At 69.4% G+C, this 23,413-nt stretch carries 23 protein-coding genes; 9 read left to right on the top strand and 14 right to left on the bottom strand.

The genetic code is table 11. From position 1 onward, the window contains the following. Positions 1-620: transposase (locus tag A5655_RS04810; protein WP_067005360.1), on the top strand; the 620-nt coding region annotated here is incomplete at its 5' end. 306 nt (positions 621-926) lie between these two features. On the opposite strand, the gene A5655_RS04805 is transcribed toward A5655_RS04810, so the two are convergent. Further along, a complete protein-coding gene (locus A5655_RS04805) occupies positions 927-1,874 on the bottom strand; it encodes a hypothetical protein (RefSeq protein ID WP_067006096.1) in 948 nt (315 codons plus the stop codon). Between the two features lie 293 nt (positions 1,875-2,167). Between A5655_RS04805 and A5655_RS04800 the strand changes: the two genes are divergently transcribed. Further along, positions 2,168-3,292, top strand: a complete 1,125-nt coding sequence (locus A5655_RS04800) for an oxygenase MpaB family protein (RefSeq protein ID WP_067006094.1) — start codon at positions 2,168-2,170, stop codon at positions 3,290-3,292. A gap of 56 nt (positions 3,293-3,348) precedes the next feature. On the opposite strand, the gene A5655_RS04795 is transcribed toward A5655_RS04800, so the two are convergent. From A5655_RS04795 to eccCb, 4 genes are read right to left on the bottom strand one after another with little or no spacing between them, the layout of a single operon-like run. Next, positions 3,349-3,651, bottom strand: coding sequence for a WXG100 family type VII secretion target (locus A5655_RS04795; RefSeq protein WP_156764697.1), 303 nt, complete (start codon positions 3,649-3,651; stop codon positions 3,349-3,351). Positions 3,652-3,659: 8 nt separating this feature from the next. Further along, the gene (locus A5655_RS04790) at positions 3,660-3,971 is read right to left on the bottom strand and encodes a WXG100 family type VII secretion target (RefSeq protein ID WP_156764696.1); all 312 of its coding nucleotides are present in this window, start codon (positions 3,969-3,971) and stop codon (positions 3,660-3,662) included. Positions 3,972-4,009: 38 nt separating this feature from the next. Beyond that, a complete protein-coding gene (locus tag A5655_RS04785; RefSeq protein WP_067006090.1) occupies positions 4,010-5,239 on the bottom strand; it encodes a type VII secretion-associated protein in 1,230 nt (409 codons plus the stop codon). Then, positions 5,236-8,805: a type VII secretion protein EccCb gene (eccCb, locus tag A5655_RS04780; protein WP_067006088.1), complete on the bottom strand. Its 3,570-nt coding sequence runs from the start codon at positions 8,803-8,805 to the stop codon at positions 5,236-5,238. The genes A5655_RS04785 and eccCb overlap by 4 nt, the downstream gene beginning before the upstream one ends. A gap of 161 nt (positions 8,806-8,966) precedes the next feature. Between eccCb and eccD the strand changes: the two genes are divergently transcribed. Together eccD and mycP are read left to right on the top strand one after the other, a co-directional pair. Further along, on the top strand, positions 8,967-10,298 hold the full coding sequence (gene eccD / locus A5655_RS04775; RefSeq protein WP_304441644.1) for a type VII secretion integral membrane protein EccD: 1,332 nt from the start codon (positions 8,967-8,969) through the stop codon (positions 10,296-10,298). Next, complete coding sequence (mycP, locus tag A5655_RS04770; protein WP_067006084.1) at positions 10,295-11,566, top strand: type VII secretion-associated serine protease mycosin; 1,272 nt, start codon at positions 10,295-10,297, stop codon at positions 11,564-11,566. The genes eccD and mycP overlap by 4 nt, the downstream gene beginning before the upstream one ends. Here the strand turns inward: mycP and eccB are convergent. Beyond that, positions 11,531-12,913: a type VII secretion protein EccB gene (gene eccB, locus A5655_RS04765; RefSeq protein WP_067006082.1), complete on the bottom strand. Its 1,383-nt coding sequence runs from the start codon at positions 12,911-12,913 to the stop codon at positions 11,531-11,533. The two genes, mycP and eccB, sit on opposite strands and share 36 nt — an antisense overlap. Positions 12,914-13,113: 200 nt before the next feature. On the opposite strand from eccB, the gene A5655_RS04760 reads away from it, so the two are divergent. Next, on the top strand, positions 13,114-13,860 hold the full coding sequence (locus A5655_RS04760) for a cutinase family protein (RefSeq protein WP_369807171.1): 747 nt from the start codon (positions 13,114-13,116) through the stop codon (positions 13,858-13,860). A 56-nt stretch (positions 13,861-13,916) separates the two neighbouring features. Next, on the top strand, positions 13,917-14,537 hold the full coding sequence (locus A5655_RS04755) for a cutinase family protein (RefSeq protein ID WP_082978473.1): 621 nt from the start codon (positions 13,917-13,919) through the stop codon (positions 14,535-14,537). On the opposite strand, the gene truA is transcribed toward A5655_RS04755, so the two are convergent. From truA to infA, 8 genes are all read right to left on the bottom strand, one after another. After that, entirely contained in the window at positions 14,534-15,349 is an 816-nt protein-coding gene (gene truA / locus A5655_RS04750; protein ID WP_231999067.1) for a tRNA pseudouridine(38-40) synthase TruA, read from the bottom strand. The genes A5655_RS04755 and truA overlap by 4 nt on opposite strands. A gap of 25 nt (positions 15,350-15,374) precedes the next feature. Continuing rightward, positions 15,375-15,998 carry a 50S ribosomal protein L17 gene (rplQ, locus tag A5655_RS04745; RefSeq protein ID WP_067006074.1) on the bottom strand — a complete coding sequence of 208 codons (624 nt, stop codon included), beginning with the start codon at positions 15,996-15,998 and terminating at the stop codon, positions 15,375-15,377. A 60-nt stretch (positions 15,999-16,058) separates the two neighbouring features. Beyond that, on the bottom strand, positions 16,059-17,102 hold the full coding sequence (locus A5655_RS04740; protein WP_067006072.1) for a DNA-directed RNA polymerase subunit alpha: 1,044 nt from the start codon (positions 17,100-17,102) through the stop codon (positions 16,059-16,061). Between the two features lie 78 nt (positions 17,103-17,180). Then, positions 17,181-17,786: a 30S ribosomal protein S4 gene (gene rpsD / locus A5655_RS04735; protein WP_066933864.1), complete on the bottom strand. Its 606-nt coding sequence runs from the start codon at positions 17,784-17,786 to the stop codon at positions 17,181-17,183. Between the two features lie 23 nt (positions 17,787-17,809). Then, positions 17,810-18,226: a 30S ribosomal protein S11 gene (gene rpsK / locus A5655_RS04730; RefSeq protein ID WP_067006069.1), complete on the bottom strand. Its 417-nt coding sequence runs from the start codon at positions 18,224-18,226 to the stop codon at positions 17,810-17,812. Positions 18,227-18,229: 3 nt separating this feature from the next. After that, positions 18,230-18,604 carry a 30S ribosomal protein S13 gene (rpsM, locus tag A5655_RS04725; protein ID WP_066907568.1) on the bottom strand — a complete coding sequence of 125 codons (375 nt, stop codon included), beginning with the start codon at positions 18,602-18,604 and terminating at the stop codon, positions 18,230-18,232. Between the two features lie 160 nt (positions 18,605-18,764). Further along, on the bottom strand, positions 18,765-18,878 hold the full coding sequence (gene rpmJ, locus A5655_RS26895; protein WP_003879483.1) for a 50S ribosomal protein L36: 114 nt from the start codon (positions 18,876-18,878) through the stop codon (positions 18,765-18,767). A gap of 33 nt (positions 18,879-18,911) precedes the next feature. Beyond that, a complete protein-coding gene (infA, locus tag A5655_RS04720; RefSeq protein ID WP_003418601.1) occupies positions 18,912-19,133 on the bottom strand; it encodes a translation initiation factor IF-1 in 222 nt (73 codons plus the stop codon). A gap of 252 nt (positions 19,134-19,385) precedes the next feature. Here infA and A5655_RS04715 point away from each other — a divergent pair, with 252 nt between their 5' ends. The 3 genes from A5655_RS04715 to A5655_RS04705 are packed head-to-tail and all read left to right on the top strand — an operon-like array spanning position 19,386 to position 23,394. Continuing rightward, positions 19,386-21,062 carry an FAD-dependent oxidoreductase gene (locus A5655_RS04715; protein WP_067006067.1) on the top strand — a complete coding sequence of 559 codons (1,677 nt, stop codon included), beginning with the start codon at positions 19,386-19,388 and terminating at the stop codon, positions 21,060-21,062. Then, positions 21,059-22,534, top strand: a complete 1,476-nt coding sequence (locus A5655_RS04710; RefSeq protein WP_067006066.1) for an ATP-binding protein — start codon at positions 21,059-21,061, stop codon at positions 22,532-22,534. The genes A5655_RS04715 and A5655_RS04710 overlap by 4 nt, the downstream gene beginning before the upstream one ends. A 29-nt stretch (positions 22,535-22,563) precedes the next feature. Further along, on the top strand, positions 22,564-23,394 hold the full coding sequence (locus tag A5655_RS04705; protein ID WP_067006064.1) for an LLM class F420-dependent oxidoreductase: 831 nt from the start codon (positions 22,564-22,566) through the stop codon (positions 23,392-23,394). The last annotated feature ends 19 nt before the right edge of the window (positions 23,395-23,413 follow it).

Below are 23,413 nucleotides of genomic sequence, written 5' to 3'. Positions count from 1 at the left end.
TCTACAGCGGTGGCAGAGCCTGGACCGGCAAACATGAGCTGTGGCTGCGCGCTCAGCGGTTCGACAATCCCGCCCTGCAGTTGGCCTACGACAGTAGCTTTGAGGCGATGCTGGTCACCCTCAATCGCCGCGAGCGCCTCGATCGCGCTATCGAACAGATGGCTGCTGATTCTGAGTTCACCCCGGTGGTGAGCAGGCTGTGCTGCCTGCGCGGAATCGCGACGTTGACCGCGTTCGGGTTGGCCGTCGAGATCGGCGACTGGCATCGGCTGACCGGCCGCGCGATCGGCGCCTATCTCGGGCTGGTGCCCAGCGAGTATTCCTCGGGGCCCAGCCGGATTCAGGGCGGGGTCACCAAGACCGGCAACAGTCATGCCCGACGACTGCTGATCGAAGCAGCCTGGCATCACCGGCCCCGCTACCGTGTGAGCGCCAAGCTGCAGCGGCGCTGGGCTGCTGCTGATCCCGCGGCCCGTGCGCGCGCCCAGCTGGCCAACCAACGCCTGCATACTCGGTGGCGCTCGTTCGATGCACGCAAGAAACGCGCCGTGGTCGCCAACACCGCGATCGCCCGCGAGCTGGCCGGATGGTGCTGGTCACTGGCCGTACTCGACGGATAGATCGCCCCACAGGCCCCGGATGAGGTCGATGAACAGGCCGGCAAGCGCCTTGGAGTGACCCGCGACTGAGCTATGAGCAATCTGCTTGCAACACAGGCGATTACGCTCGCTCCTAGACACAGCAAGCCGCTCCAACTCGAAACTCCCGTCCTGCGGTAACCAACCCGCGCATATCAGACTGACACGCGTCGAAAGACACGCTCGACCTCGACAACGACCTCATCCGGCCAACGAAAAGCGGCGGCCGCAACACACCGCGACCGCCGCTTTTCCCTGCCCACTTGACAGAACCGCTTACATATCAGCTCAGGGCATGATCATCCGCGCCGCCGGCCCCATCCGCGGCAGCACCCGCAGCGAGCCCACCAGCCCGGCATGCCAGGCGTGCTCGGTGATCCCAAGACCGGTGAAAGTCCGGCCATCGACGATCGTTTCGAATCGTGTCGCCGACTCCTGAATCACCAAACCCCTTTTCCACAAACAGGATTGGGCGATGACGCGGCCGTGGATCTCCAGCCGCAAACCGCTGACGTCGCTGACCACCATCCGCGAGGCGCTGGGAACCTGGTGACCGGCCCACTGGTGGTCCACGGTCAACTGCTCCACCGCGTGGCATGCGCCGTCGTGGAAGACGTAGCCGGTCGGATAGGCCCGCCCGCCCTCGAACAGATGGGTGCAGTTCATGGTGAAGTCGGGGCTCAGCAGCACCGTGTTCCAGTCCCAGCGCTCGATGCGGCCCCACCGGCGGATGCCCCAGGACTTGTCGCGCTGACCGAGGCCGTCGATCGGGTAGGAGGCCCCGTTGATCGTCACCCGGCCCGTGACCCAGCCGGACTGCTCCATGTGGGTATCGGCGATGCCCGACGGCAGGTACGCCCCGGGCGGCGCCTCGGCGTGATAGTCGAACGGCGCGTGCAGCGCCGTCCACGTCAGGTCCACCTCCTGGCGGCCCTCCAGCGATAGCCGCCACTTCGACATCGGTTCGATCATCTGAAACTCCAGGGCCCCCACCTTCAGGTGGCCGGGGTCCGGGGTGCCGGTGTAGCGGGCGTGCAGCCTGGCGTAGCCGCCCTCCACACGGCCGTCGCGCATCGTGTACAGGATCGCGTCGGCGGTGTGGTTGCTGGGCCGGTATCCGATCCGGGCCAATCCGACCGCGTCCGACTCCGCGTCGAACCAACTGAAAAAGAAGCTTTCCTGCCAATCCGGGTGCGGCCCGGGCTCGTGCAGGAATTCGTCATCGACGTCGACCATCGCGTGCGTCCTCACAACTCGGAGCAAATGACTCGGGACAAAAATTTGGTGGCGACAAGAATCTAGAAAGACTACGTGAAAACTATGCACATCACTGCGTTACAGTCACGGCGCTGGCCAGTAACGTCTTGGTGCGGCGCACCGCCTTTGGCCCGCATCGTATCGCTTCTCTAACAATTCTTGAGCGCAGATTGACCCTTCGCCAACGGCGCGAAATCTGCGATGCTGTGCAAATGGCGGCCGCAAATGGAAGCGCGAGATGGACAAACGGGCACCTCGATCGCATGCGACATGTGGGTGATAAGCGGGCCGACGACGTGGTCGAGAAAGTGTTCAATCGGGACGTCAACGAGGTCAATCGATTGATGCGCACGCTCGTCCGCAACGACCAGCCGGTGCCGAAGGATCTGCCCAAAGAGCTCCGGGGCTACCTGACCACTTCGCTATCCCTGCCCAAGTGGGCCGACATGGGCAAGATCCAATTGGGGCAGCAGGTGTTCGAGAAGAACGGCCTGCTCATCACGCTGTGCCTGTTCTGCGCGTCGCTGCCGTCGGCATACGCGGACAGCGACGCCGTGAAGGTGCTGTACCTGACCGCCCAGCTCGACACGGATGCACGGCGGCGGGTGATGGAGACCGGCCAGTTCCTGATCGACGTGTGCACCAGCGGCGGCCTCGATCCAAACGGCAAGGGGCTGCGCGCCATCCAGCACGTCCGCCTGATGCACGCCGCGGTGCGTCACCTGATCAAGGACCGCGCCCGTAAGCACCCCGGCATGTGGAATTACAGCAGTTGGGGCGTACCGATCAATCAGGAGGACATGGCCGCGACCATCCTCTCGTTCTGGTATGTCGTCAAAGACCCGATGCGTGGTCTCGGTGTGAACCTGAAAAGCGACGAGATCGACGCGTACCTCCATCTCTGGAACGTCATCGGCCACCTGATGGGCGTGCTCGACGAGATGCGTCCGCACAACGTCACCGACGCCAACGCGCTGCTCGACGCCATCAAGCGACGGCGCTTCGCGGCGTCAACCGAGGGCCAGCACATGACCCGCGCGCTCCTCGCGCTACTCGACCAACTCACGCCCACCCAGACGTTCGATAAGACGATCCCGCCACTGATCCGCCACCTGATCGGCGACAAGACCGCCGACCTGCTGCTCGTACCGCCTTTGCATCACCGCCGTGAACTCGAACAGCTCGCGCGCATCGCCGACTGGTTCTCCACCAACGTCCTGACTCTGATCGGCCGCGCCACGCCGCGCTACCGCTTCGTCTCGGATATAGCTGCGGATTTCGGGCGCGAACTGTTGGAGAGTGCGTTCGAGTTAGAGCGGGGTGGTGTGCGTGCGTCGTTCGACATGCCCGATCACCTCGCCCGCAGCTGGAAGATTTCGAAGCCTTCGCGCCCCTAAACACTGTGTGGTCCCGGCGGCTCTCCTCCGCCGGGACCACACAGGGGCCATTCGAGCTACCGCGTCCACACGCCCGCGGCCCGGCGGTCGGCATCGGCCACCTCAATCGCGCCGTCGCGCACCGCGTTTCCCAGGCCGACCAGTATCTCGTTGAGTGCGGTGGCGGCCTGGTGCCACTTCAGTTGCTCGACCCGGTACGCGGCCGCCGCTTCGCGGGTCCACAGTTCCTGCAGCGGGGCGATCTGCGATCTCAGCTCGTCGAGCGCCGCATTGAAACGGGCCGCCGTGGTGTGGATCTCTTGGCGCACCGCGTATTCGATCTCACCGAAGTTGTAGGACAGCACGGGGTCCACGGGCACTCCCGCGCTCACAGGTATCCGCCGGCGGCGGCGATGTGATGGGCGTGAATCTCCCCGGCCTCCCGCAGCGCGGCCTCGTTGTGCCGAATGGTGTCGGCGATCGTGCGCAAGGCGTGGTAGAGCCGGGTCGACTCGGCGTTCCAGCGATCCAGCACGTCTTTGAATCGCACGGCCGCGGGCCCGCCCCACACCGCGGGCGGCACGCTGCCCATGCGCCCGATGAACGCCTGCAGCATCGCCCGGATCTCCTCGTTGCGGGCGTCCGTCGCCGCCGCGGCCGAGCGCATGAGATCGAAGTCGGTGCTCAGTGTGTTCGCCATATCAAATAGGACCGCGGCGGCGTCGGTTTGGTTCCGTCTCATTCGATCGCGTGGGCGGATCGCACCGCCTGCTCGCAGGCCTCGCGCACCGCCTCCTCGCCGCCGGGGCGGCTCTGGCAGCCGACGCTGATCCGGACCGGCCCGTCCAGCAGGACCGCCCACCGCACGTGGTGGGCCGGGCGCACTTCACGGTAGGTCACCGCGGGCCGGCCGCCGCTTGTCCCGCCAGGATTGAAGTCGACGAAGACCCCGGCCGGCTCCGCGTCGATCGCGCGTTTCAACCGCTCGGCGGCGCCACTCAGCGTCTCGCCCACCACCGGTGACTGCGTGACGTGCAGCGCCACTTCCGGATCCGACGGCGAGGTCACCTGCACCCGCGCGGACCCGGGCCCGGTGACCACCCGCTGCGCGGACCAGTTCGCCGGCACCGTCAGCGCCACGCGGCCCTCGACCAAGAATGTTGTCGGCGCCGTCGGCACCGCGATCGGAGGGGACACGCCCCGGCGGGCCGCGGGGGCCGTGGCCGTGATCGCCAGCGGCAACGCCGCCAGCGCGACGGTGGCCCCGGCCAGCGCACCTATCAGCCGCGCCCGGGGTCGGGGCCGACGGCCCTTGGCCGTGACACCCCGCCCGACGGGGTCGCGCTCCGTCGACCGGGCCAGCCCGAGCAGCCTGGCATCACCGATTTCAACGGCAGCCCGACCGCGCCGGCGCACCGCGCCCGCGATCAACTCCGCGAGGGCGGGCGCGCCGGTAACCGCGCCGGGCGCGTCGATCAGGACGACCGGTTCCGTCATCGCCGCGATGACGGACGCGGCCTCCTCGGCGACGGAATGCGGTTCCGCCCCACGGGGTATCGCGACGACCTCGGGACCGGTGATCACCACCAGCCGCTCGGCGATCTCGACCACCACCGACTCGCGGTCGGACGCCCCTGCCAACAGCGATGACCGGCGGCGCGTCAGCACGTCGTCGGCCAGGGTGCCGGCGGCCGCCGTCACCACGGCGACACGCGTCGACGCCCACCAGGACGGATGCAGAAGGACCAGGCCGTCGGAGTTCTCACACTTGACCGACCGCAGCGCCGCCCGCCAGAGCGAATCGACTGTGACGGGCCGCCCGCCGACCAGCGCCACCCGATCGTCGATGGCGCCCAGCGCTTCGCTGATGATCTCGGACATGCCGTCGTCGGTGGCTCCGCTTGTGCCACAACATAACCGGCGAATCGTGCCGGGCCCGGTCTCGATGAGCGCCCGGTGCCGATTCACGGGGGCGGGCTCCAGGCCACCTGAACGAGCTGTTCGTCACCTGGACGGGTGATCAGGACGCCACGGCCGGGGGGCAAGCGCACCGGGCGGCCGGAACCCCACGGCGCGCCCTCGTCCGGGCGCCTGCTCATCATCAATGTCATGCACCCGAAGTCACGCAGGCCCGCCAGCAGCGGCTCGAACAGCGCGCGCTCGGCGCCGCCGCTGCGCCGGGCCACGACCAGGTGCAGCCCCAGATCCATTGCGTACGGCAAGTATTCGACGACCGCATCGAGTGGGTTACCGCCCGCGTTGGCGACCAGGTCGTAATCGTCGACCACGACGTAGACGTCCGGCCCGGACCACCACGACCGGGCCCGCAGCTGCGCCTGGCTCACGTCGCAGGACGGCATCCGCCTGGCCACGGCGTCGAGCAGATCGGGCAGCAACCCGCCCAGCGCGGACGCCGAGACGGCGTAGCCGCCTAGGTGTTCCGACTCGACGACGCCCAACAGCGAGCGCCGAAAGTCCACGATCAGCAGCTGGGCTTCGGCGGCGGAATGCGTACGAATGATCTCGCGGCACAGGGTCCGCAGCGTGGCGGTCTTGCCACACTCGTTGTCCCCGAGGACCAGCAGGTGCGGGTGCCGCCCGAAATCGATTGGGACCGGCTGCAGTCGGCGCTCCCCCAGGCCGAGCAGAACCCGCGCCCCCAGCCGAGCATCCGCCCGGTTCACGACGGCCCCGTGGTCGACGTGCGCCGGAAGCAACGGTATCGGCGGTGCGACCGATTCGCCCTGACGGACGCGGTCGGTGGGCAGCGCGACGAGCATGTGCAGCCCGTCGCGGGAAAGGCCGCGACCCGGCCGGTCGTGCGGCACCTCGTGCGCCCGTTTGCGGTCGATCTCGGAATCCGCGGGGTCGCCGAGCCGCAACTCGATGCGGGTCCCGATCTGGTCCTTGAGCGCCGGCCTGATCTCGGCCCAGCGCGACGCCGACAACACCACGTGCACGCCGAACGAAAGTCCTTGCGCCGCCAGTGCGGTGACCGATGCCTCGAGTTCCTCGAACTCGTGGCGCAGGCTCGCCCACCCGTCGATAACGAGGAACACGTCCCCGAATGAACCGGCGCGCTGCTCCTCCCGGGACCGGACCGTGGACTCCATCTCGGCGATCATGCGCCGCACCAGATCCGGCTCGGTCCGGCCGGCGACGGCACCCACATGCGGCAAGGCGCGCAGCGCCCCGAGCGCTCCACCGCCGAAATCCAGGCAGTAGAACCGTGCCCGCGCCGGTTCGTAGGCCGCCGCCAGGGCCGTGACGAGGGTGCGCAGCGCGGTCGATTTGCCCGATCGGGGCGCGCCGACGACCGCCACATTTCCGGCCGATCCCGACAATTCGACCATCAGCGGCGCGCGGCGTTGCTCGAATGGGCGGTCGACGATGCCGATGGGCACGCCCAGCGCTCCCGGCGCCGGCACCGCGTCGCGGAGCAACGTGTCCAGAGGAGGCGCCGCTTCCAGCGGAGGCAGCCAGACTTGGTGCGCGGGCGGTCCCTGTCCGGCGAGCCCGTCGAGGACCGCTTGCAGGACGGTCCGGGTCGGCGAGGCGCCCTCAGCGCCAATCGGTTCGGCCGGACGTGCGCTGAAGATCCGCACGGCCGCAGCCGGCTGCCCGGCCGGCGGGTCCGCCCGCAGCGGTCCCGAGACGAATCCGGCCTGAAAGCGGATCGGCTCGCCACTGCCGGCGCGGAGGTAGCCCGCGCCGGGGGTGTTCGGCAGTTCGTACGCGTCGATCGTGCCCAGAGCCGCCCGCGATTCCGCGGCGGACAGGGTCTTCAGGCAGATCCGGTAGGACAAGTGGGCTTCCAGTCCTCGCAGCCGGCCCTCCTCGAGCCGCTGACTGGCGAGCAACAGGTGCATGCCCAGCGACCGCCCGAGCCGCCCGATCGCGACGAACATGTCGGCGAACTCGGGATGCCGGCTGAGCATTTCGGAGAACTCGTCGACGATGATCACCAGCGTCGGCAGGGGAACCAATTGCCCGCCCGCTTGGCGCGCGTGCTCGTAGGCCGCGACGCCGGCACAGCGCGCCGTTCGCAGCAGCCGTTGCCGACGGTCCATCTCGCCGGCCAGTGCGTCGCGCATGCGCGCGACCAGCGGCGCCTCGTCGGCGAGGTTGGTGACGACGGCGGCCACGTGGGGCGCCCGCGCGAAGTCGAGAAACGTTGCGCCCCCTTTGAAGTCGATGAGCAGCAGATTCAGCACCTCAGGAGAGTTTTGCGCCACCATCCCCAGCGCGATGGTGCGCAGCAACTCCGACTTGCCCGACCCGGTGGCGCCCACGCACAGCCCGTGCGGGCCGACGCCGCCTTCCGCGGCCTCTTTGATGTCCAGTTGGAGCGGCGCGCCGTCGACCGCGGCCCCGATCTGCACGCGCAACCGATCGCGACGGTCCTGGCTGCGCGACAACATGATCGGGTCGGCGCCGGCCGGCCCCGCCCGGTACATCGCCAGCCGGCGCACACATGTCAGCGCGTCCACCAAATCCATTCGGTCGTGGCACGCCAACGGTTCAGGCGCGTCCGGCCCCCCAATCGTCACCGGCGCGCCTTCCGTGCAGGCACCGACCTCCAGGATGGTGGCGCCGCTGGGCGCGCCGGCCGTGGCGGGCTCCCCCGGGTCGGCGACCACGATCACGTGCGGCCCCGCCGCACCGGTGAGTGCTTGCCGAGCCTCCGCCATGCTTTGGTACACCAAGCGCGCGGACCCCGCCGCGTCGGCGGCGCTCGGATGTTGGTTGTGCGGCAGCCATTTCAGCCAATCCCAGTGGGCAAGGTTGCCATCGCCGGCCACCGCGGCGACCAGCAACTGGTCCGGACCGTGCAGCACGGCCAGTTGACAGATCATCGCGCGCAGCAGCCCGCGCACCGCGTCCGGGTCGCCGCCTATCATCACCGCACCGGCGGCGCCCAGGTCGACCGCGATGGGCACGTCCCCGACGAGGGAATGCGCGCTCAGGAAGCGGCGCAAGGCCGCCGCCGTCACGGGATCGGTCGGCTCGCGGGGCGACGACTCCGGCGCCACCAGGCGTGCCGCAAGCGGCCGGGTGCCGACTCCGACGCGGACGAGGCAGAAGTCGGGGTCGGACGCCCGGCGCTCCCACATCCGTGGCCCGCCGATCAGCGTCCACAGCGTATCGGGGTCCGGCTGGCTCCAGGTGAGCGAAACCCGCTGCGCCGTCGCTATTTCGGTTACCGTCGCGCGCAACCCGCTCAGGTACGCGAGGTAGTTGACCCGGTCGGCGTCGAGGCGCCGGCCCCGCCGCTGCCCGCGCCCGGCGGTCGCCGTCACCGCCAGCGACAGCAGCGTCATCGCGGGGAACGCGACAAACATCGGATTGCACGCGGCCGCCGATCCCGAGAGGAACACCGCGGCCATGACCCCGAGCGTCGCGAGCGACAGCATGACCGGGAGCAACCTGGGTGATCCCGCGGGAGGCAGGCCCGGCGGCGCGTCAACGGCGATGTCCGCAGCCGCGACCGCGGGCGCCGGCCGGCGAACCGCGGGCACGAAGCACTGTGTCATCTCGGCCCTCCTACCGGCTTGCGACGGTAAGCAGCACCGAAATCCGCTGCAAGTCAAACCTGTGGATAGCCGCATATCGACGGATCGAATGCTGGCTACGGTGCCGGTATCCGACTGAGAGGGGGGCACCTTTGCCTGGATCCGACCCGGGACTGCGCCGCGTGTCAATACATGCCGGCACCGCCGCGACGGACCTGTCCCTGCCCGCTGGGGTGCCCGTCGCCGTCCTGATTCCCTCGATCGTCGACATCCTGGACGGGCACGGCGTCGACGCCTACGGCGAGCCGGAGGCGCGGCGCTACCAGCTGTCGTGTCCTGGTGCGGCGCCTTTGATCACGTCGGCGACGTTGGCCCAGAACGGGATCCGAGACGGCGCGGTCCTGGTTCTGACCGAATCGTCCACCCCGGCGCCGCCTCCCCACTACCAAGACGTGGCGGAGGCCGTGTCGGCGACCCTGGACGCCGCGGACCGGACGGGGTCCCCGGTCCGGCGCCGGAAGGCGGCGCGGCTCGCCGGCGCCGTCGCGGCGGCCTGTTTGGCCGGCATCGGCGCGCTGGCGCTCGTCCGAAACGCGTTCAGCCCCAACGTCAGCGGCGCCACCGTCGGCGTGCCGGCGTTGACCGGCCTGCTGGCCCTGCTCGTCGCGGCGGTCGCGCACCGCGCGTACGGGGACGCGCTCGCCGGGCTCGCGCTGAACGTGATCGCCGCCGTATTCGCCGCGGTCGCCGGCTTTCTGGCGGTGCCGGGGGGCCCCGGCCTGCCGAACGTCGTGCTGGCCGCCACGGCGACGGCGGCGACCTCGGTGCTGGCGTTGCGCGTATCCGGTTGCGGTGCCGTCCCATTGACCGCGGTCTCCTGCGTCGCGACGATCGTCGCCCTGGCCGCCCTGGCGGGCGTGATCACCGGCGCACCGCTGCGCGCGGTTGGCTCGGCATCCGCGCTGGCCTCCCTGGGCCTGCTGGGCGTGGCGCCGCGGGTGTCGCTCACGCTGGCCGGCCTGTCGCCCCAGCGACCACCCGCACCGGACGTGGACATCAGGGCGGTCCGCGCGGACGACTGGTTGGCCGGCTTGCTCGCCGCCTTGCTGACCGCGGCCGCCGTGGGCGCCATCGTCACGGTGCTCACCGGCGCCCCGCGGTTGTGCTGCATCGCCTTCGGCGCGCTCACCGGCGCATTGCTGATGTTGCGCGCACGTTCGGATGACGGGAGGAGGACGCTTGTGTTTCTCACTTGCGGAATCGCCGTCGTGGCAGCGACTTTCGCCGTGGTGGCGCTGAGCATGCTGAGGAGCGGTTCATGGGTGGCCGCGATGACGGCGACGTTGGCCGCGGCAGCGATCTACCTGGGCTTCGTCGCTCCCACGATATCGCTGTCCCCCTTGTTGCGCCGCGGCGTCGAGGGGCTGGAGTGCCTGGCGCTGGTCGTGCTGGTGCCCATCACCTCCTGGGTGTGTGGGCTTTTCACCGCCGTTCGCGGATTGAACCTGCGGTGAGTGCTTCACGCGTCGCGCGCCTCCTGGCCGTATCGGCGCTTGCGTCCGTGTACCAGCTCGGAGTGCCGTCGGCACAAGCGGTTTCGCCGCCTGAAGTCGACGACAAGTGGCTGCCCAAGCCGGCACTGCCCGCGCCGCCCTCGCCGACCGTCCAACGCGAGGTCTGCGCGGCGATGACACCCGATTCGACATCACGCGCCGACCCGCTACCGGATGTCATCGACCTGCCCAGGGTCTGGCAGCTCACCCGCGGCGCGGGACAACGGGTCGCGGTCATCGACACCGGCGTCTCGCGGCATCCGCGGCTGCCCGATGTGGTGCCCGGCGGCGATTACGTGTTCACCGGTGACGGCACCCAGGATTGCGACGCGCACGGCACCCTGGTTGCCGGAATCCTCAGCCGGGTGGCGCCGGAGGCGACGCTGATCGGCATTCGCCAGTCCAGCGCGAAGTTCGCTCCCAGCGGTGACCATTCCCGCGGCGGGGTGGGCGACGTCGACACCATGGCGAAAGCCATCCGGACGGCGGCGGATCTGGGCGCATCGGTGATCAACATTTCCTCCGTCGCATGCGTTCCGGTCGCCTCGCCACCCGACGACCGAGCGGTGGGCGCGGCCCTCGCGTACGCGGTCGACGTCAAGAACGCGGTCGTGGTCGCCGCGGCGGGCAACACCGGCGGCGCGGGCCCGTGCCCGCCGCAGCCACCCGACGCAACGTGGCAGACGGCCACGGTCATCGCCAGTCCAGCCTGGTACGACGAATACGTGCTCGCCGTTGGTTCGGTCGACGCCAAGGGGACGCCGTCGCCGTTCACGCTCGCGGGGCCCTGGCTGGACGTCGCGGCGACCGGTGAGGACGTGGCCGCGCTCGGTTCGGAACCGGTTTCGGGCACCAGTTACGCCGCGCCTGTGGTCAGTGGGCTGGCGGCGCTGATCCGCGCCCGGTTCCCCGCATTGACCGCACAGGAGGTGATGGGGCGGATCAAGTCGACCGCGCATCACCCGCCCGCCGGATGGGATCCGCTCGTCGGAAACGGCACCGTCGACGCGCCGGCCGCGGTAAGCACCGACGCCGGTCCGCCGACCACGACCTCCAAGCCGACACCGGCGCCCGTGCCCCTCGCCCCACCGCCGCCACCACCGCGGCGGCCGGATGCGCACGCCCGAGATACCGCGCTGCGCGGAGCGGCCATTTGCCTTGTCGCGCTGGGGGGAACCCTCGCCGCCGCCCGGCTATGGGCTTCCCGCAACCGTGTCCCGTGCGACTGAGGCGTTCCGCCTGCTCAATTCGGGCCCGGACGGTAGGGCCGACAGCATCGGCCACGGCGCCGGAATGGGTGCCGGCAGACCGAGATCGTGTGCCGCGTCGTCGTCGTGGATCGCGAACCGCACCCCGGTGTCGGTGACGAGATATCGCGTGCCGCTTCGGTTGTCGCCCCGGACGTGGGCGCTTCGTCCGGGTGGGAGATAGGCCGCGTCCAGCGCGGGGCCGCGGCCGTCGGCTTGGGACAAGGGCACGGGAGCCCGACCGGCGGGCAGCGGCTGGCCGCTCCCCGCCAGGAAAACGACGTCGTAGCCCCCGGATGGCTCGCGCCTCGACGTGGCGCACACGGTGCTGCCACCGGCCAACGCCGGCGCCAGGTCCGGGAAGCCGGCCAGCGGCAGCGTGTTCACGATTCCCGCGGCGCGGATCGCGTCGGGGGCCACCGGGATGGCGTTGGCGGTGCCGCGCGAATCGCTGAAACGCAGGAGATCGGCGGCCACCCGGCCGATGCGCTGGACCCCGCCGGGCAACACGACGTAGTACTCGTCGCCGTCGCCGCGCGCGATGCGCAGCACACTGCCGACCGGAATGCCGGGCATCCCGGCCGCGGCCCGTCCGGCATCGCGAACCCGTGGTGCGCTGATCGGCGGCGCCTCAGGCACGGCGTTCAACACCGTTTGCGACACAAGCCTGGGCGCGCGGCCCTCCAGCCGCAGCGCGCGCACGACCGCGGTGTCGCCGAGGTCGACCACGGCTCGCCGCCCGTCGTAGAGCAGGTAGGCCGGCGAGCCCGCGGGGGGCGCCACCAGGAGCGCATGCCCGGGGGCCAGGGGGCGGACCGTGGGGCCGGTGGGCCCGACGACGACCGTCGACGCGCCCGTCTCCTCCGCGTCGCAGATCGTCCAGGCCGATTCGTCCGCCGACAGCGGCTCACCGAGCAGTTGCGGTGCACCCGGAATGCCAAGCAGCGGGCCGCGTTTGGTGCGGGCCAGATCGGATTCGCGCACCGGCTGCGGGTTTTCGGGCGTCGCCGCGATCAACCGCGCGGAGGCCAGGTTCAGCACCGGGTGCCAGGTATCGCCCACCCGCACATACAGCGCCCCGGAACGTTGGCCCATCACGATGTGCGCCCGATCGAGATCGGCGTGCGGCCCGAGCAAGCCCGGCAACGCGCAGCCCAGCAGCCCGCCGGCCGCCACCGCGCACCCGGCCGCCAGCGACGCCGTCCGCGCCGGGCCGTTCGCGGTGTGTATATCGCGGCCCAGCAATGCCGACTCGAGGCGGCGCAGCAGAAATCGGTGAGCGTTGATTTGCAGCCAAGTTGTCGGCTGGCGCCGTTGTGAACGGTCCAAAATACCCTCGGCAAATTTGTGGAATCCGTCTCCCCGCTCCAGTTAAGCCGCAGGTAGGCGGCGGTGCCGCCGGTTATCCACAGGCTGGCGAATTTTCGGCGTTCGCTGGTTGCGGGTAATATTTCGGCGTGTCTTCCCACCGGTTAATTCGCTGGGTAGGCCCGGGGGTTTCCGCAGTGCTCACCACCGCCGGCCTGCTCATGTCCCCACCCGCTATTCCGGTCGCGTCGGCCAATGACTGCCCGAACGTCGAGGTCATCTTCGCCCGCGGCACCAACGAGCCACCCGGCCTGGGCCGCGTCGGCGACGCGTTCGTCGACTCGCTGAAACAGGACACCCCCGGCCTGACGTACGACACCTACGGGGTGAACTACGCGGCCAGCAAGCTGCAGCTGCACGGGGGCGACGGCGCCAACGACACGATCAACCGCGTCAAGGCGGCCGTGGCGAAGTGCCCGAACGTCCAGATCGTGCTGGGCGGCTACTCGCAGGGCGCGTCGGTGATGGACATCGTCGCCGGCGTCCCGATCGGGGGCATCAACTGGGGCAACTCGCTGCCGCCGGAGTACGCCAAGAACATCGCGGCCGTCGCCACCTTCGGCGACGTGGCCGACCGCGCCGGCGGAACCCTGCCGGCCCAGAGCGCGATGCTCGGGTCCAAGGCGATCGACCTGTGCAACCCGCAGGACCCGATCTGCCACGCCGGCCAGGGCAACGAGTGGAGCGGTCACACCGAGGGCTACGTCCCCCTGTACACCACACAGGCCGCCTCTTTCGTCGCGTCAAAGCTGATGGCCGGGTCCTACCCGCAGACGCCGGGTTACGGGCCGCAGACCCCTGGTTACGTGCCGCCGAGCCCGGCGGTGCCCGGAACCGTGCCGTCGCCGAACGCGCCCGTTACGCCTAACACCCCGGACACGCCGAATCCTCAAGCGCCGCTTGTCTAAATCGTTATCGGGGCTTGATTTTGGGCCCGTAGCCTCGTCGTGTGAGGCTTATCCGCTTGGGGCTGACCGTCGTATTCCTTGCGGCGGTCGCGGTTTTCGTCGTCCCTAAGCTGTTGCCGCTGGCCTCGGCGGCGTGCCCGGACGTCGAGGTGGTGTTCGCCCGCGGCACCGACGAGCCGCCGGGCGTCGGGAAGGTGGGCCAGGCCTTCGTGTCCTCGCTGCGCCAGAACACCCGCAAAAGCGTTGGCTCGTATGCGGTTAACTACCCGGCCAACAAGGACTTCCTGGCCGCCGCGGACGGCGCCAACGACGCCAGCAACCACATCCAGCAGATGGCCAACAACTGCCCCAACACCAAGATCGTGCTGGGCGGGTACTCGCAGGGCGCGGCCGTCATCGACATCGTCACCGCCGCACCGCTTGCCGGCTTCGGCTTCCGTGAGCCGTTGCCCGCCAACGCCGCCAATCACGTCGCCGCCGTCGCCTTGTTCGGGAATCCGTCGGCACGGGCGGGCGGGCTGATGAGCGCGCTGACGCCGAATTTCGACGCCAAGACCATCGACCTGTGCAACACCGGCGACCCGATCTGTTCCAACGGCAACAAGTGGAGCGCGCACCTGAGCTACGTGCCCGGATTGACCAACCAGGCCGCAAGTTTCGTCGCCGGCCGCGTTTAGCCGGGCGTGCGCAAGTCCCGCGTGATCAGAATCCGCGCGGCCAGTTGGTCGTCCGGCGGGTAGTCGACGCCGATCAGCGTCAACCCGTGCGCCGGCGCGGCGGCGAAGTCGCTGGACCGGTCGGTGGCCGACAGCAGTTCGCGGCACCAGGAGGTCGGGCGGCGGTGCTCGCCGACGGCCAGCAGCGCCCCGATCAGCGAGCGCACCATCGACCAGCAGAACGCGTCGGCGCTGACGTGCGCGGTGATCCGGTCGCCGTCGCGCGACCAGTCGAGCCGCTGCAGGTCGCGGATGGTGGTCGCCCCCTCGCGTTGCCGACAGAACGCGGCAAAGTCGTGCAGCCCCAACAGGTCTCGGGATGCCACGGCCATCGCGTCGACGTCCAGGTCGCGCGGCCAGGCGGTGACATAGCGCGCCAGCTGCGGCTCCACCCCGTAGGGCGCGGTCGACAGCCGGTACTCATAGTGGCGGCGCAGCGCCGAGAACCGGGCGTCGAAACCCTCCGGCGCTCGGGCGATTTCGAGCACCCGGACGTCGGTGGGCAGGAACCGGCCGAGCCGGCGCAGCAGCGGCAGGAACTCGGGTTCACCGGGGCGCGGCGAGCGTGGGTAGGCGTTGGGCAACGCGTCGGCGGGCACGTCGACGTGCGCGACCTGCCCGGTGGCATGGACCCCCGTGTCGGTGCGCCCGGCGGCGCGCAGCCGCACTGGAGTGCGGAAGACCGTCGTCAGCGCCTCGTCGAGGACGCCGGCGACGGTCCGCTGCCCGGCCTGGGTGGCCCAGCCGGCGAATTCCGTTCCGTCGTAGGCGATGTCAAGCCGCAGACGGACGTCCGTGCTAACTCTCGTCAGCCTCGTCGTTCGCCTCGGCGGCCTCGGCCTCGGCCCGCGCGGCCACGGCTTCGTCGTGCTTCTCCTCGGCCTTGGCCTCGGCCTCCGTGGCCTCGCCGGCCTCGGACTCGGTCGGCTCGACGACATCGTCGGCCGTCGGGCCCTCCGCCGCCTCGGGCTCGACGGCGGCCTGCGGCGCCGCCGCCGCGGCCACGGGTGCCGCCTTCTTCGAAGACTTCACCCGGCGCGCGCGGTCGGCCTCAGAGGTGACGGTCTTTTCCTGCACCAGCTCGATCACGGCCATCGGGGCGTTGTCGCCCTTGCGCGCCTCGACCTTGATGATGCGGGTGTAGCCGCCATTGCGATCGGCGAAGAAGGGGCCGATCTCCGCGAACAGGGCGTGCACCACGTCCTTGTCGCGGATCTTCTTCATCACCTCACGACGGTTGTGCAGCGTGCCCTTCTTCGCGTGCGTGATCAGCTTCTCCGCGTACGGCCGCAGCGCGCGCGCCTTGGGCTCGGTCGTCTTGATCCGGCCGTGCTCGAACAGCGACGTGGCCAGGTTGGCCAACAGGGCCTTCTGGTGCGAAGACGACCCGCCGAGGCGAGGGCCCTTGGTGGGCTTGGGCATTGCACTATCTCCTAAGTGGGGCCGACCCCCGTATCAGGTAGGGCCGGGACGGACTTCTGGTTAGAGCTGTTCGGTTTCCGCGTAGTCCTGGTCGTCGTAGGCGGCCTCGGTGGACCAGGTGCCGGTGGCGACGTCGTAGCCCGCGACCTCCGAGGGGTCGAAGGTGGCCGGGCTGTCCTTGAGCGACAGGCCCAGCTGGTGCAGCTTGACCTTCACCTCGTCGATGGACTTCTGCCCGAAGTTGCGGATGTCGAGCAGGTCGGACTCGGTGCGGCTGACCAGCTCGCCGACGGTGTGCACACCCTCGCGCTTAAGGCAGTTGTAGGACCGCACGGTCAGGTCCAGGTCGTCGATCGGCAGCGCGAACGACGCGATGTGGTCGGCCTCGGCCGGCGACGGCCCGATCTCGATGCCCTCGGCCTCGACGTTGAGTTCGCGTGCCAGTCCGAACAATTCGACCAGCGTCTTGCCGGCCGACGCCAGCGCGTCGCGGGGCGTGATCGAGCTCTTGGTCTCCACGTCCAGGATCAGCTTGTCGAAGTCGGTGCGCTGCTCGACACGGGTCGCATCCACCTTGTAGGTGACCTTGAGCACCGGCGAGTAGATGGAATCGACCGGGATGCGGCCGATTTCGGCGCCCGACGCGCGGTTCTGCACGGCCGGCACGTAGCCGCGGCCGCGCTCGACGACGAGCTCGACCTCGAGCTTGCCCTTGTCGTTCAGCGTCGCGATGTGCATGGCCGGGTTGTGCACGGTCACGCCGGCGGGCGGGACGATGTCACCCGCGGTGACCTCGCCCGGGCCCTGCTTGCGCAGGTACATGGTGACCGGCTCGTCCTCCTCGGAGGACACGACCAGGCCCTTGAGGTTCAGGATGATGTCGGTGACGTCTTCCTTGACGCCCGGCACGGTGGTGAACTCGTGCAGCACGCCGTCGATGCGAATGCTGGTGACGGCCGCGCCGGGAATCGACGACAGCAGCGTGCGCCGCAGCGAATTGCCCAGGGTGTAACCGAATCCGGGCTCCAGCGGCTCGATGACGAACTGGGACCGGGTGTCAGTGACGACTTCCTCGGACAGGGTGGGTCGCTGTGAGATCAGCATGGTGTTTCTTCTTCTCCTTCTCGGCACCCGCTATTTGATGCCGCCTAAGGTTTTCGGGCCGGCCGGCCCGAAAGTCCGTTACTTCGAGTAGTACTCGACGATCAGCTGCTCGGTCAGCGGCACGTCGATCTGCGCGCGCTCGGGCAGCTGGTGGATGAGGATGCGCTGGCGCTCCCCCACGACCTGCAGCCAGCTCGGGATCGGGCGGTCGCCCGCCGTCTCCCGCGCGATCTGGAACGGCACCGTGTTCAGCGAGCCGTCCCGCACCTCGATGATGTCGTACTGCGACACCCGGTAGCTGGGAACGTCGACCTTCACGCCGTTCACCGAGAAGTGGCCGTGGCTGACGAGCTGGCGGGCCATCCGTCGGGTGCGCGCCAGCCCGGCGCGGTAGACGACGTTGTCCAGCCGGCTCTCGAGGATGCGCAGCAGTTCCTCACCGGTCTTGCCGGGTTGGCGCACGGCCTCTTCGTAGTAGCGGCGGAACTGCTTTTCCATCACGCCGTAGGTGAAGCGGGCCTTCTGCTTCTCCTGCAGCTGCAGCAGGTACTCGCTCTCCTTGATCCGCGCGCGGCCGTGCTGGCCGGGCGGGTAGGGACGCTTCTCGAAGGCCTGGTCGCCACCGACGAGGTCGGTGCGCAGCCGGCGCGACTTGCGGGTGATGGGTCCGGTGTAACGAGCCATGAATATTCTCCTCCTAGACCCTGCTAGACCCGACGTCGCTTCGGCGGACGGCATCCGTTGTGCGGCTGCGGCGTGACGTCGGAGATCGCGCCGACCTCCAGGCCGGCGGCCTGCAGCGACCGGATCGCGGTCTCGCGGCCCGAGCCCGGGCCCTTCACGAACACGTCGACCTTGCGCACGCCGTGCTCCTGCGCCTTGCGCGCCGCGTTCTCGGCGGCCAGCTGAGCCGCGAACGGGGTCGACTTGCGCGAGCCCTTGAAGCCGACGTGACCCGACGACGCCCAGGCGATGACGTTGCCCTGCGGGTCGGTGATCGTCACGATCGTGTTGTTGAACGTGCTCTTGATGTGCGCGGCGCCGTGCGGGATGTTCTTCTTTTCCCGGCGACGGGTCTTCTGCCCCTTCTTGGGGGCCGAGCCGCTTGCCTTCTTCGGTGGCATGGGTTACCTGGCCTTCTTCTTGCCCGCGATGGTGCGCTTGGGGCCCTTGCGGGTCCGCGCATTGGTCTTGGTGCGCTGGCCGCGCACCGGCAGGCCGCGGCGGTGCCGCAGGCCCTGGTAGCAGCCGATCTCGATCTTGCGGCGGATGTCCGCCTGCACCTCGCGGCGCAGGTCGCCCTCCACCTTGAGATTGGCCTCGATGTAGTCACGCAGGTGGGTCACCTGGTCATCGGTGAGGTCCCGCGTGCGCAGGTCCTTGTCGATGCCGGTGGCGGCCAGGATTTCGTTGGCGCGGGTGCGGCCGACGCCGAAGATGTACGTCAGCGCGATCTCCATCCGCTTGTCGCGCGGGAGATCGACGCCTACTAGTCGAGCCATAGGTGGCGTTTCCTCTTTTTCTAGGCGGAGGTCTGATCCCAGCCCGTTCCCGCATCAAAGCTTGAGGCGGGGCCCGGCCTCCGTCCGGGCGTGGATGAGCGACGTATTCGCTCAGTGGTGCTGGGAGGTCTGCATTCAGTTGTGTGGGGCTGCGTCGGGACTAACCCTGGCGCTGCTTGTGGCGCGGATCCGAGCAGATCACCATGACCCGCCCATGCCGACGGATCACCCTGCACTTGTCGCAAATCGGCTTCACGCTGGGGTTGACCTTCACGGCTTTTCGATCCTGTTCTCGTCTGTTCGTTGGTTACTTGTACCGGTACACGATGCGGCCCCGGGACAGGTCGTAGGGAGACAACTCCACCACCACCCGGTCCTCGGGCAGGATGCGGATGTAGTGCTGCCGCATCTTGCCGCTGATGTGGGCGAGCACCTTGTGACCGTTCTCCAGCTCAATGCGGAACATCGCATTGGGCAGGGGCTCGACCACGCGGCCCTCGACCTCGATGGCGCCGTCCTTCTTGGCCATACTTGTCAGAAATCCTCGTCATTCGTTTTCGTTCGCGTTAGCGCCCGCGTCGGCGCGAGATATACACCGACTTCGAACGTGAGCCGGTGACAGGAAATTCCTAGGAACTGGGCACACAAAAAGTCGGCGCGGAAACCGCACCGTTGATCAACGATACCTGGTAATGGCCCCGACCCAAAATCGCTGCCAGAGAAATCCGGCCCGCCCGCACGACCTGCCGAACCGGGCCTGACGAGGGCATACTTGACGCCGATGAGCAGTCCCACAGATACCGCCGCGCAGCCCCGCAAACCCGTCCTGCTGACCGTCGACGACGATCCCTCGGTCTCCCGCGCGGTCGCCCGCGATTTGCGTCGCCACTACGGCGACCGGCACCGCATCGTGCGGGCCGAATCGGGCCCGGACGCCCTGGAGACGCTCAAGGAGCTCAAGCTGCGGGGCGAGACGGTCGCGGTGCTCATCGCCGACTACCGGATGCCGCAGATGAGCGGCATCGAATTCCTCGAGCAGGCGATGGACCTGTACCCGGCGGCGCGGCGGGTGCTGCTGACCGCCTACGCCGACACCCACGCCGCCATCGACGCGATCAACGTCGTCGACCTCGACCACTACCTGCTCAAGCCGTGGGACCCGCCGCAGGAGAAGTTCTACCCCGTCGTCGACGGGCTGCTGGACGCCTGGCGGGCGGCCCCGGAACACGCCATCCCACACACCAAGGTGATCGGGCACCGCTGGTCGGAACGGTCCTGGCAGGTGCGCGACTTTTTGGCCCGCAACGGGCTGCACTACTCGTGGTTCATGGCCGACGACCCCGACGGGGAGCGGCTGCTCAAGGCCGCCGGCGCGGACTGCCTGCGGCTTCCGGTCGTCGTCACCGAGCGCGGCGACACCCTCGTCGAACCGACCGACGCGCAGCTGGCCGACACCCTGGGGCTGACCACGACGCCGTCGCAGGAGTTCTACGACCTGATCGTCATCGGCGGCGGGCCCGCGGGCCTGGCCGCCGCCGTCTACGGCGCGTCGGAGGGGCTGCGCACGGTCCTGATCGAACGCACCGCAACGGGCGGCCAGGCCGGCCAGAGCTCCCGCATCGAGAACTACCTCGGCTTTCCCGACGGCGTGTCGGGGGGCCAGCTGGCCGAGCGCGCGCGCCGGCAGGCCGAGAAATTCGGCGCGGAACTCATCACCGCCCGCACCGCGACGGCGCTGGAGGTGAACGGTTCCAAGCGCACCGTGCGGTTCGCCGACGGCGGCTCCATCGACGCGCACGCGGTCATCCTCGCCACCGGCGTCGCCTACCGGCAGCTGCCCGCCGAGGGCTGCGGCGAACTGACCGGCCGCGGCGTCTACTACGGCGCGGCCGTCTCCGTCGCGTCCGAGTGCTCGGGCGAGGAGGTCTACGTCGTCGGCGGGGCCAACTCCGCCGGGCAGGCCGCGATGTACCTGTCGCGCGAGGCCAAGTCGGTGACCATCGTGGTGCGCGGCCCCTCGCTCGAGGCCTCGATGTCGTACTACCTGATCCAGCAGATCGAGCAGCGGCCCAACATCACCGTGCGCACCTGCACCGAGGTGCGCCGCGCCATCGGGGACGACCACCTGCAGCGGCTGACCCTGGTCGACAACCGGACCGGGGACACCGAGGACGTCACCTGCGCGCGGATGTTCATCTTCATCGGCGCCGCCCCGCGCACCGAATGGCTGGACGGGGTGCTCGCCCGCGACGACCACGGCTTCATCCTCACCGGACCGGACCTGCGCAACGTGTGCGGCTGGACGCTGGACCGCCCGCCGCACCACCTGGAGACCAGCGTCCCCGGCGTGTTCGCCACCGGCGACGTCCGGGCCGAGTCCGCCAAGCGCGTCGCCGCCGCCGTCGGCGAGGGATCGATGGCGGTGATGCTGGTGCATCGCTACCTCGCCGAATCATGACCGAGACACCGTGCGCGCCCGGCGAGCTGCGCAGCCTGTTCCTCTTCGAATCCCTCTCCGATGAGCAGCTCGAGGCGTTGTGCGCCAGCGGGCACATCGAGACCTACCAACCCGGCCCGATCTGCGTCGAGGGCGAACCGGCCACCTGCCTGTACGTCCTGATCGAGGGCGAGCTGGCGATGTCGAAGCTCTCCGGCGGCCAGGAGATCGAGACGAACCGGACCTCCCAGCGCGGGGTCTATTGCGGCGCGTGGCGCGCCTTCACCGGCAACCTGCAGGATCAGAGCTACGACGCGAGCGTGTACGTCACCAGGCCGTCCCGGTTCTTCGTTCTCGACGCGCCCGCGTTCGCCGACTTCATGCAGGACCAGTTTCCGATGGCGGTGCACCTGCTCGACGGGATGGCGGTCGGCCACGAGCGCACCCGCCGCATCATCGACAATCGGGAGAAACTGCTCGCGCTCGGCCAGTTGTCCGCCGGGCTGACACATCAGCTGAACAACCCGGCCGCCGCCACCGTCCGCGCGGCCTCCGAGTTGCGCCAGCGGGTCGCCGGCATGCGCCAGAAGCTCGCGATGCTCGCCGACGGCACCGTCACCCCGGAGGCGCTGCGGGCGCTGGTGCGGCTGCAGGAAGAGGTCGCGGCCCAGGTGACCAAGTCGGCCTCGGTGAGCATGACCGCGATCGAGACGGCCGACCTGGAGGACGCCGTCGGCGAATGGCTGGAAGACCATGGCGTCGAGGACGGTTGGGACATCGCCCCGACGTTCGTCGAGGGCGGCATCGACACCGATTGGCTGGAGCGCATCGCCGCGGCGACCGAAGAGCTCGGCGCGTCGACCTCGCTGGAGAAGGCCATCCGCTGGCTGACCTACACCGTCGAGGGCGAGCTGCTGCTGAACCAGATCCTGGAGGCGAGCAAACGGATCTCGGCGCTGGTCGCCGACGCCAAGCAGTATTCGCAGATGGACCGCGCCCCCTTCCAGGTGGCCGACGTCCACGAACTGCTGCACAGCACGCTCACGATGTTCGCCGACCGGCTGGGCCCGCATTCGAGCGGCGACGCCAAAGTCCAGGTGGTCAAGGAATTCGACAAATCACTCCCCCAAATCCCTTGCTACCCAGGCGATCTCAATCAGGTATGGACCAACATCATCGACAACGCGCTCGCCGCGATGCGCGATGGGGGCGGCACCCTGACCATCCGCACCGGCCGGCAGGGCAACATGGCCCGGATCGAGATCTGCGACACCGGGCCGGGGGTTCCCGACGACGTGCGCGAGCGCATCTTCGAGCCGTTCTTCACCACCAAACCGTTCGGGGAAGGCACCGGCCTGGGGCTGGACCTAGCGTTCAACATCGTCGTCAAGAACCACCGCGGCGACCTGCGAGTGGAATCCGTGCCGGGCGACACGCGGTTCATCGTGCTGCTGCCGCTCGACACGCCGCCGACCACGGAGCCCGCGGAATAGCCGCATCACCCGCCCGGTTGGGAACAACCATGACCAAGCCCAACCTCGGCCGGTTCGGATCGTTCGGACGCGGCGTGACGCCCCAGCAAGCCAAAGAAATCGAGTCTCTCGGCTACGGGGCCGTCTGGGTGGGCGGTTCCCCGCCCGCCGAGCTGGCCTGGGTCGAGCCGATCCTCGAGGCGACGAACACCCTGCAGGTGGCCACCGGCATCGTCAACATCTGGACGGCGGCCGCCGGGCCGGTGGCCGAGTCGTTCCACCGCATCGAGGCGGCCCACCCCGGCCGCTTCCTGCTGGGCATCGGCGTCGGGCACCGCGAGGCCATCAGCGAGTACCAAAAGCCCTACGACGCCCTGGTGAGTTACCTGGAGCAGCTCGACGAGTACGGCGTGCCGGCCGACCGGCGCGTGGTGGCGGCCCTGGGCCCCCGGGTGCTGAAGCTGTCGGCCGAACGCACCGCAGGCGCCCACCCCTACCTGACCACGCCCGAGCACACCGCGCACGCCCGCGAGCTCATCGGCCCGCGGGCGTTCCTGGCGCCCGAACACAAGGTGGTGCTGACCACCGACGCCGAGCAGGCCCGCGCCGTTGGCCGCAAGGCGCTCGACATCTATTTCAACCTGGCCAATTACCGCAACAGCTGGAAGCGGCTGGGCTTCGCCGAGGACGAGGTCGTCCGCCCGGGCAGCGACCGCCTGATCGACGCCGTGGTGGCCTACGGCACGCCGGAGCAGATCGCCGCGCGGCTCAAGCAGCACCTCGACGCGGGCGCCGACCACGTGCCCGTGCAGGTGCTGACCACGGATGAAAACCTGGTCTCGGCGCTGGCCGAATTGGCGGGGCCGCTCGGACTGAGCTGACGGACGCGAGGGGGACACC

The sequence above is a fragment of the Mycobacterium sp. 1081908.1 genome (assembly GCF_001673535.1).
GTDB lineage: Bacteria > Actinomycetota > Actinomycetes > Mycobacteriales > Mycobacteriaceae > Mycobacterium.
This window is presented reverse-complemented; position numbering and strand designations above follow the sequence as displayed.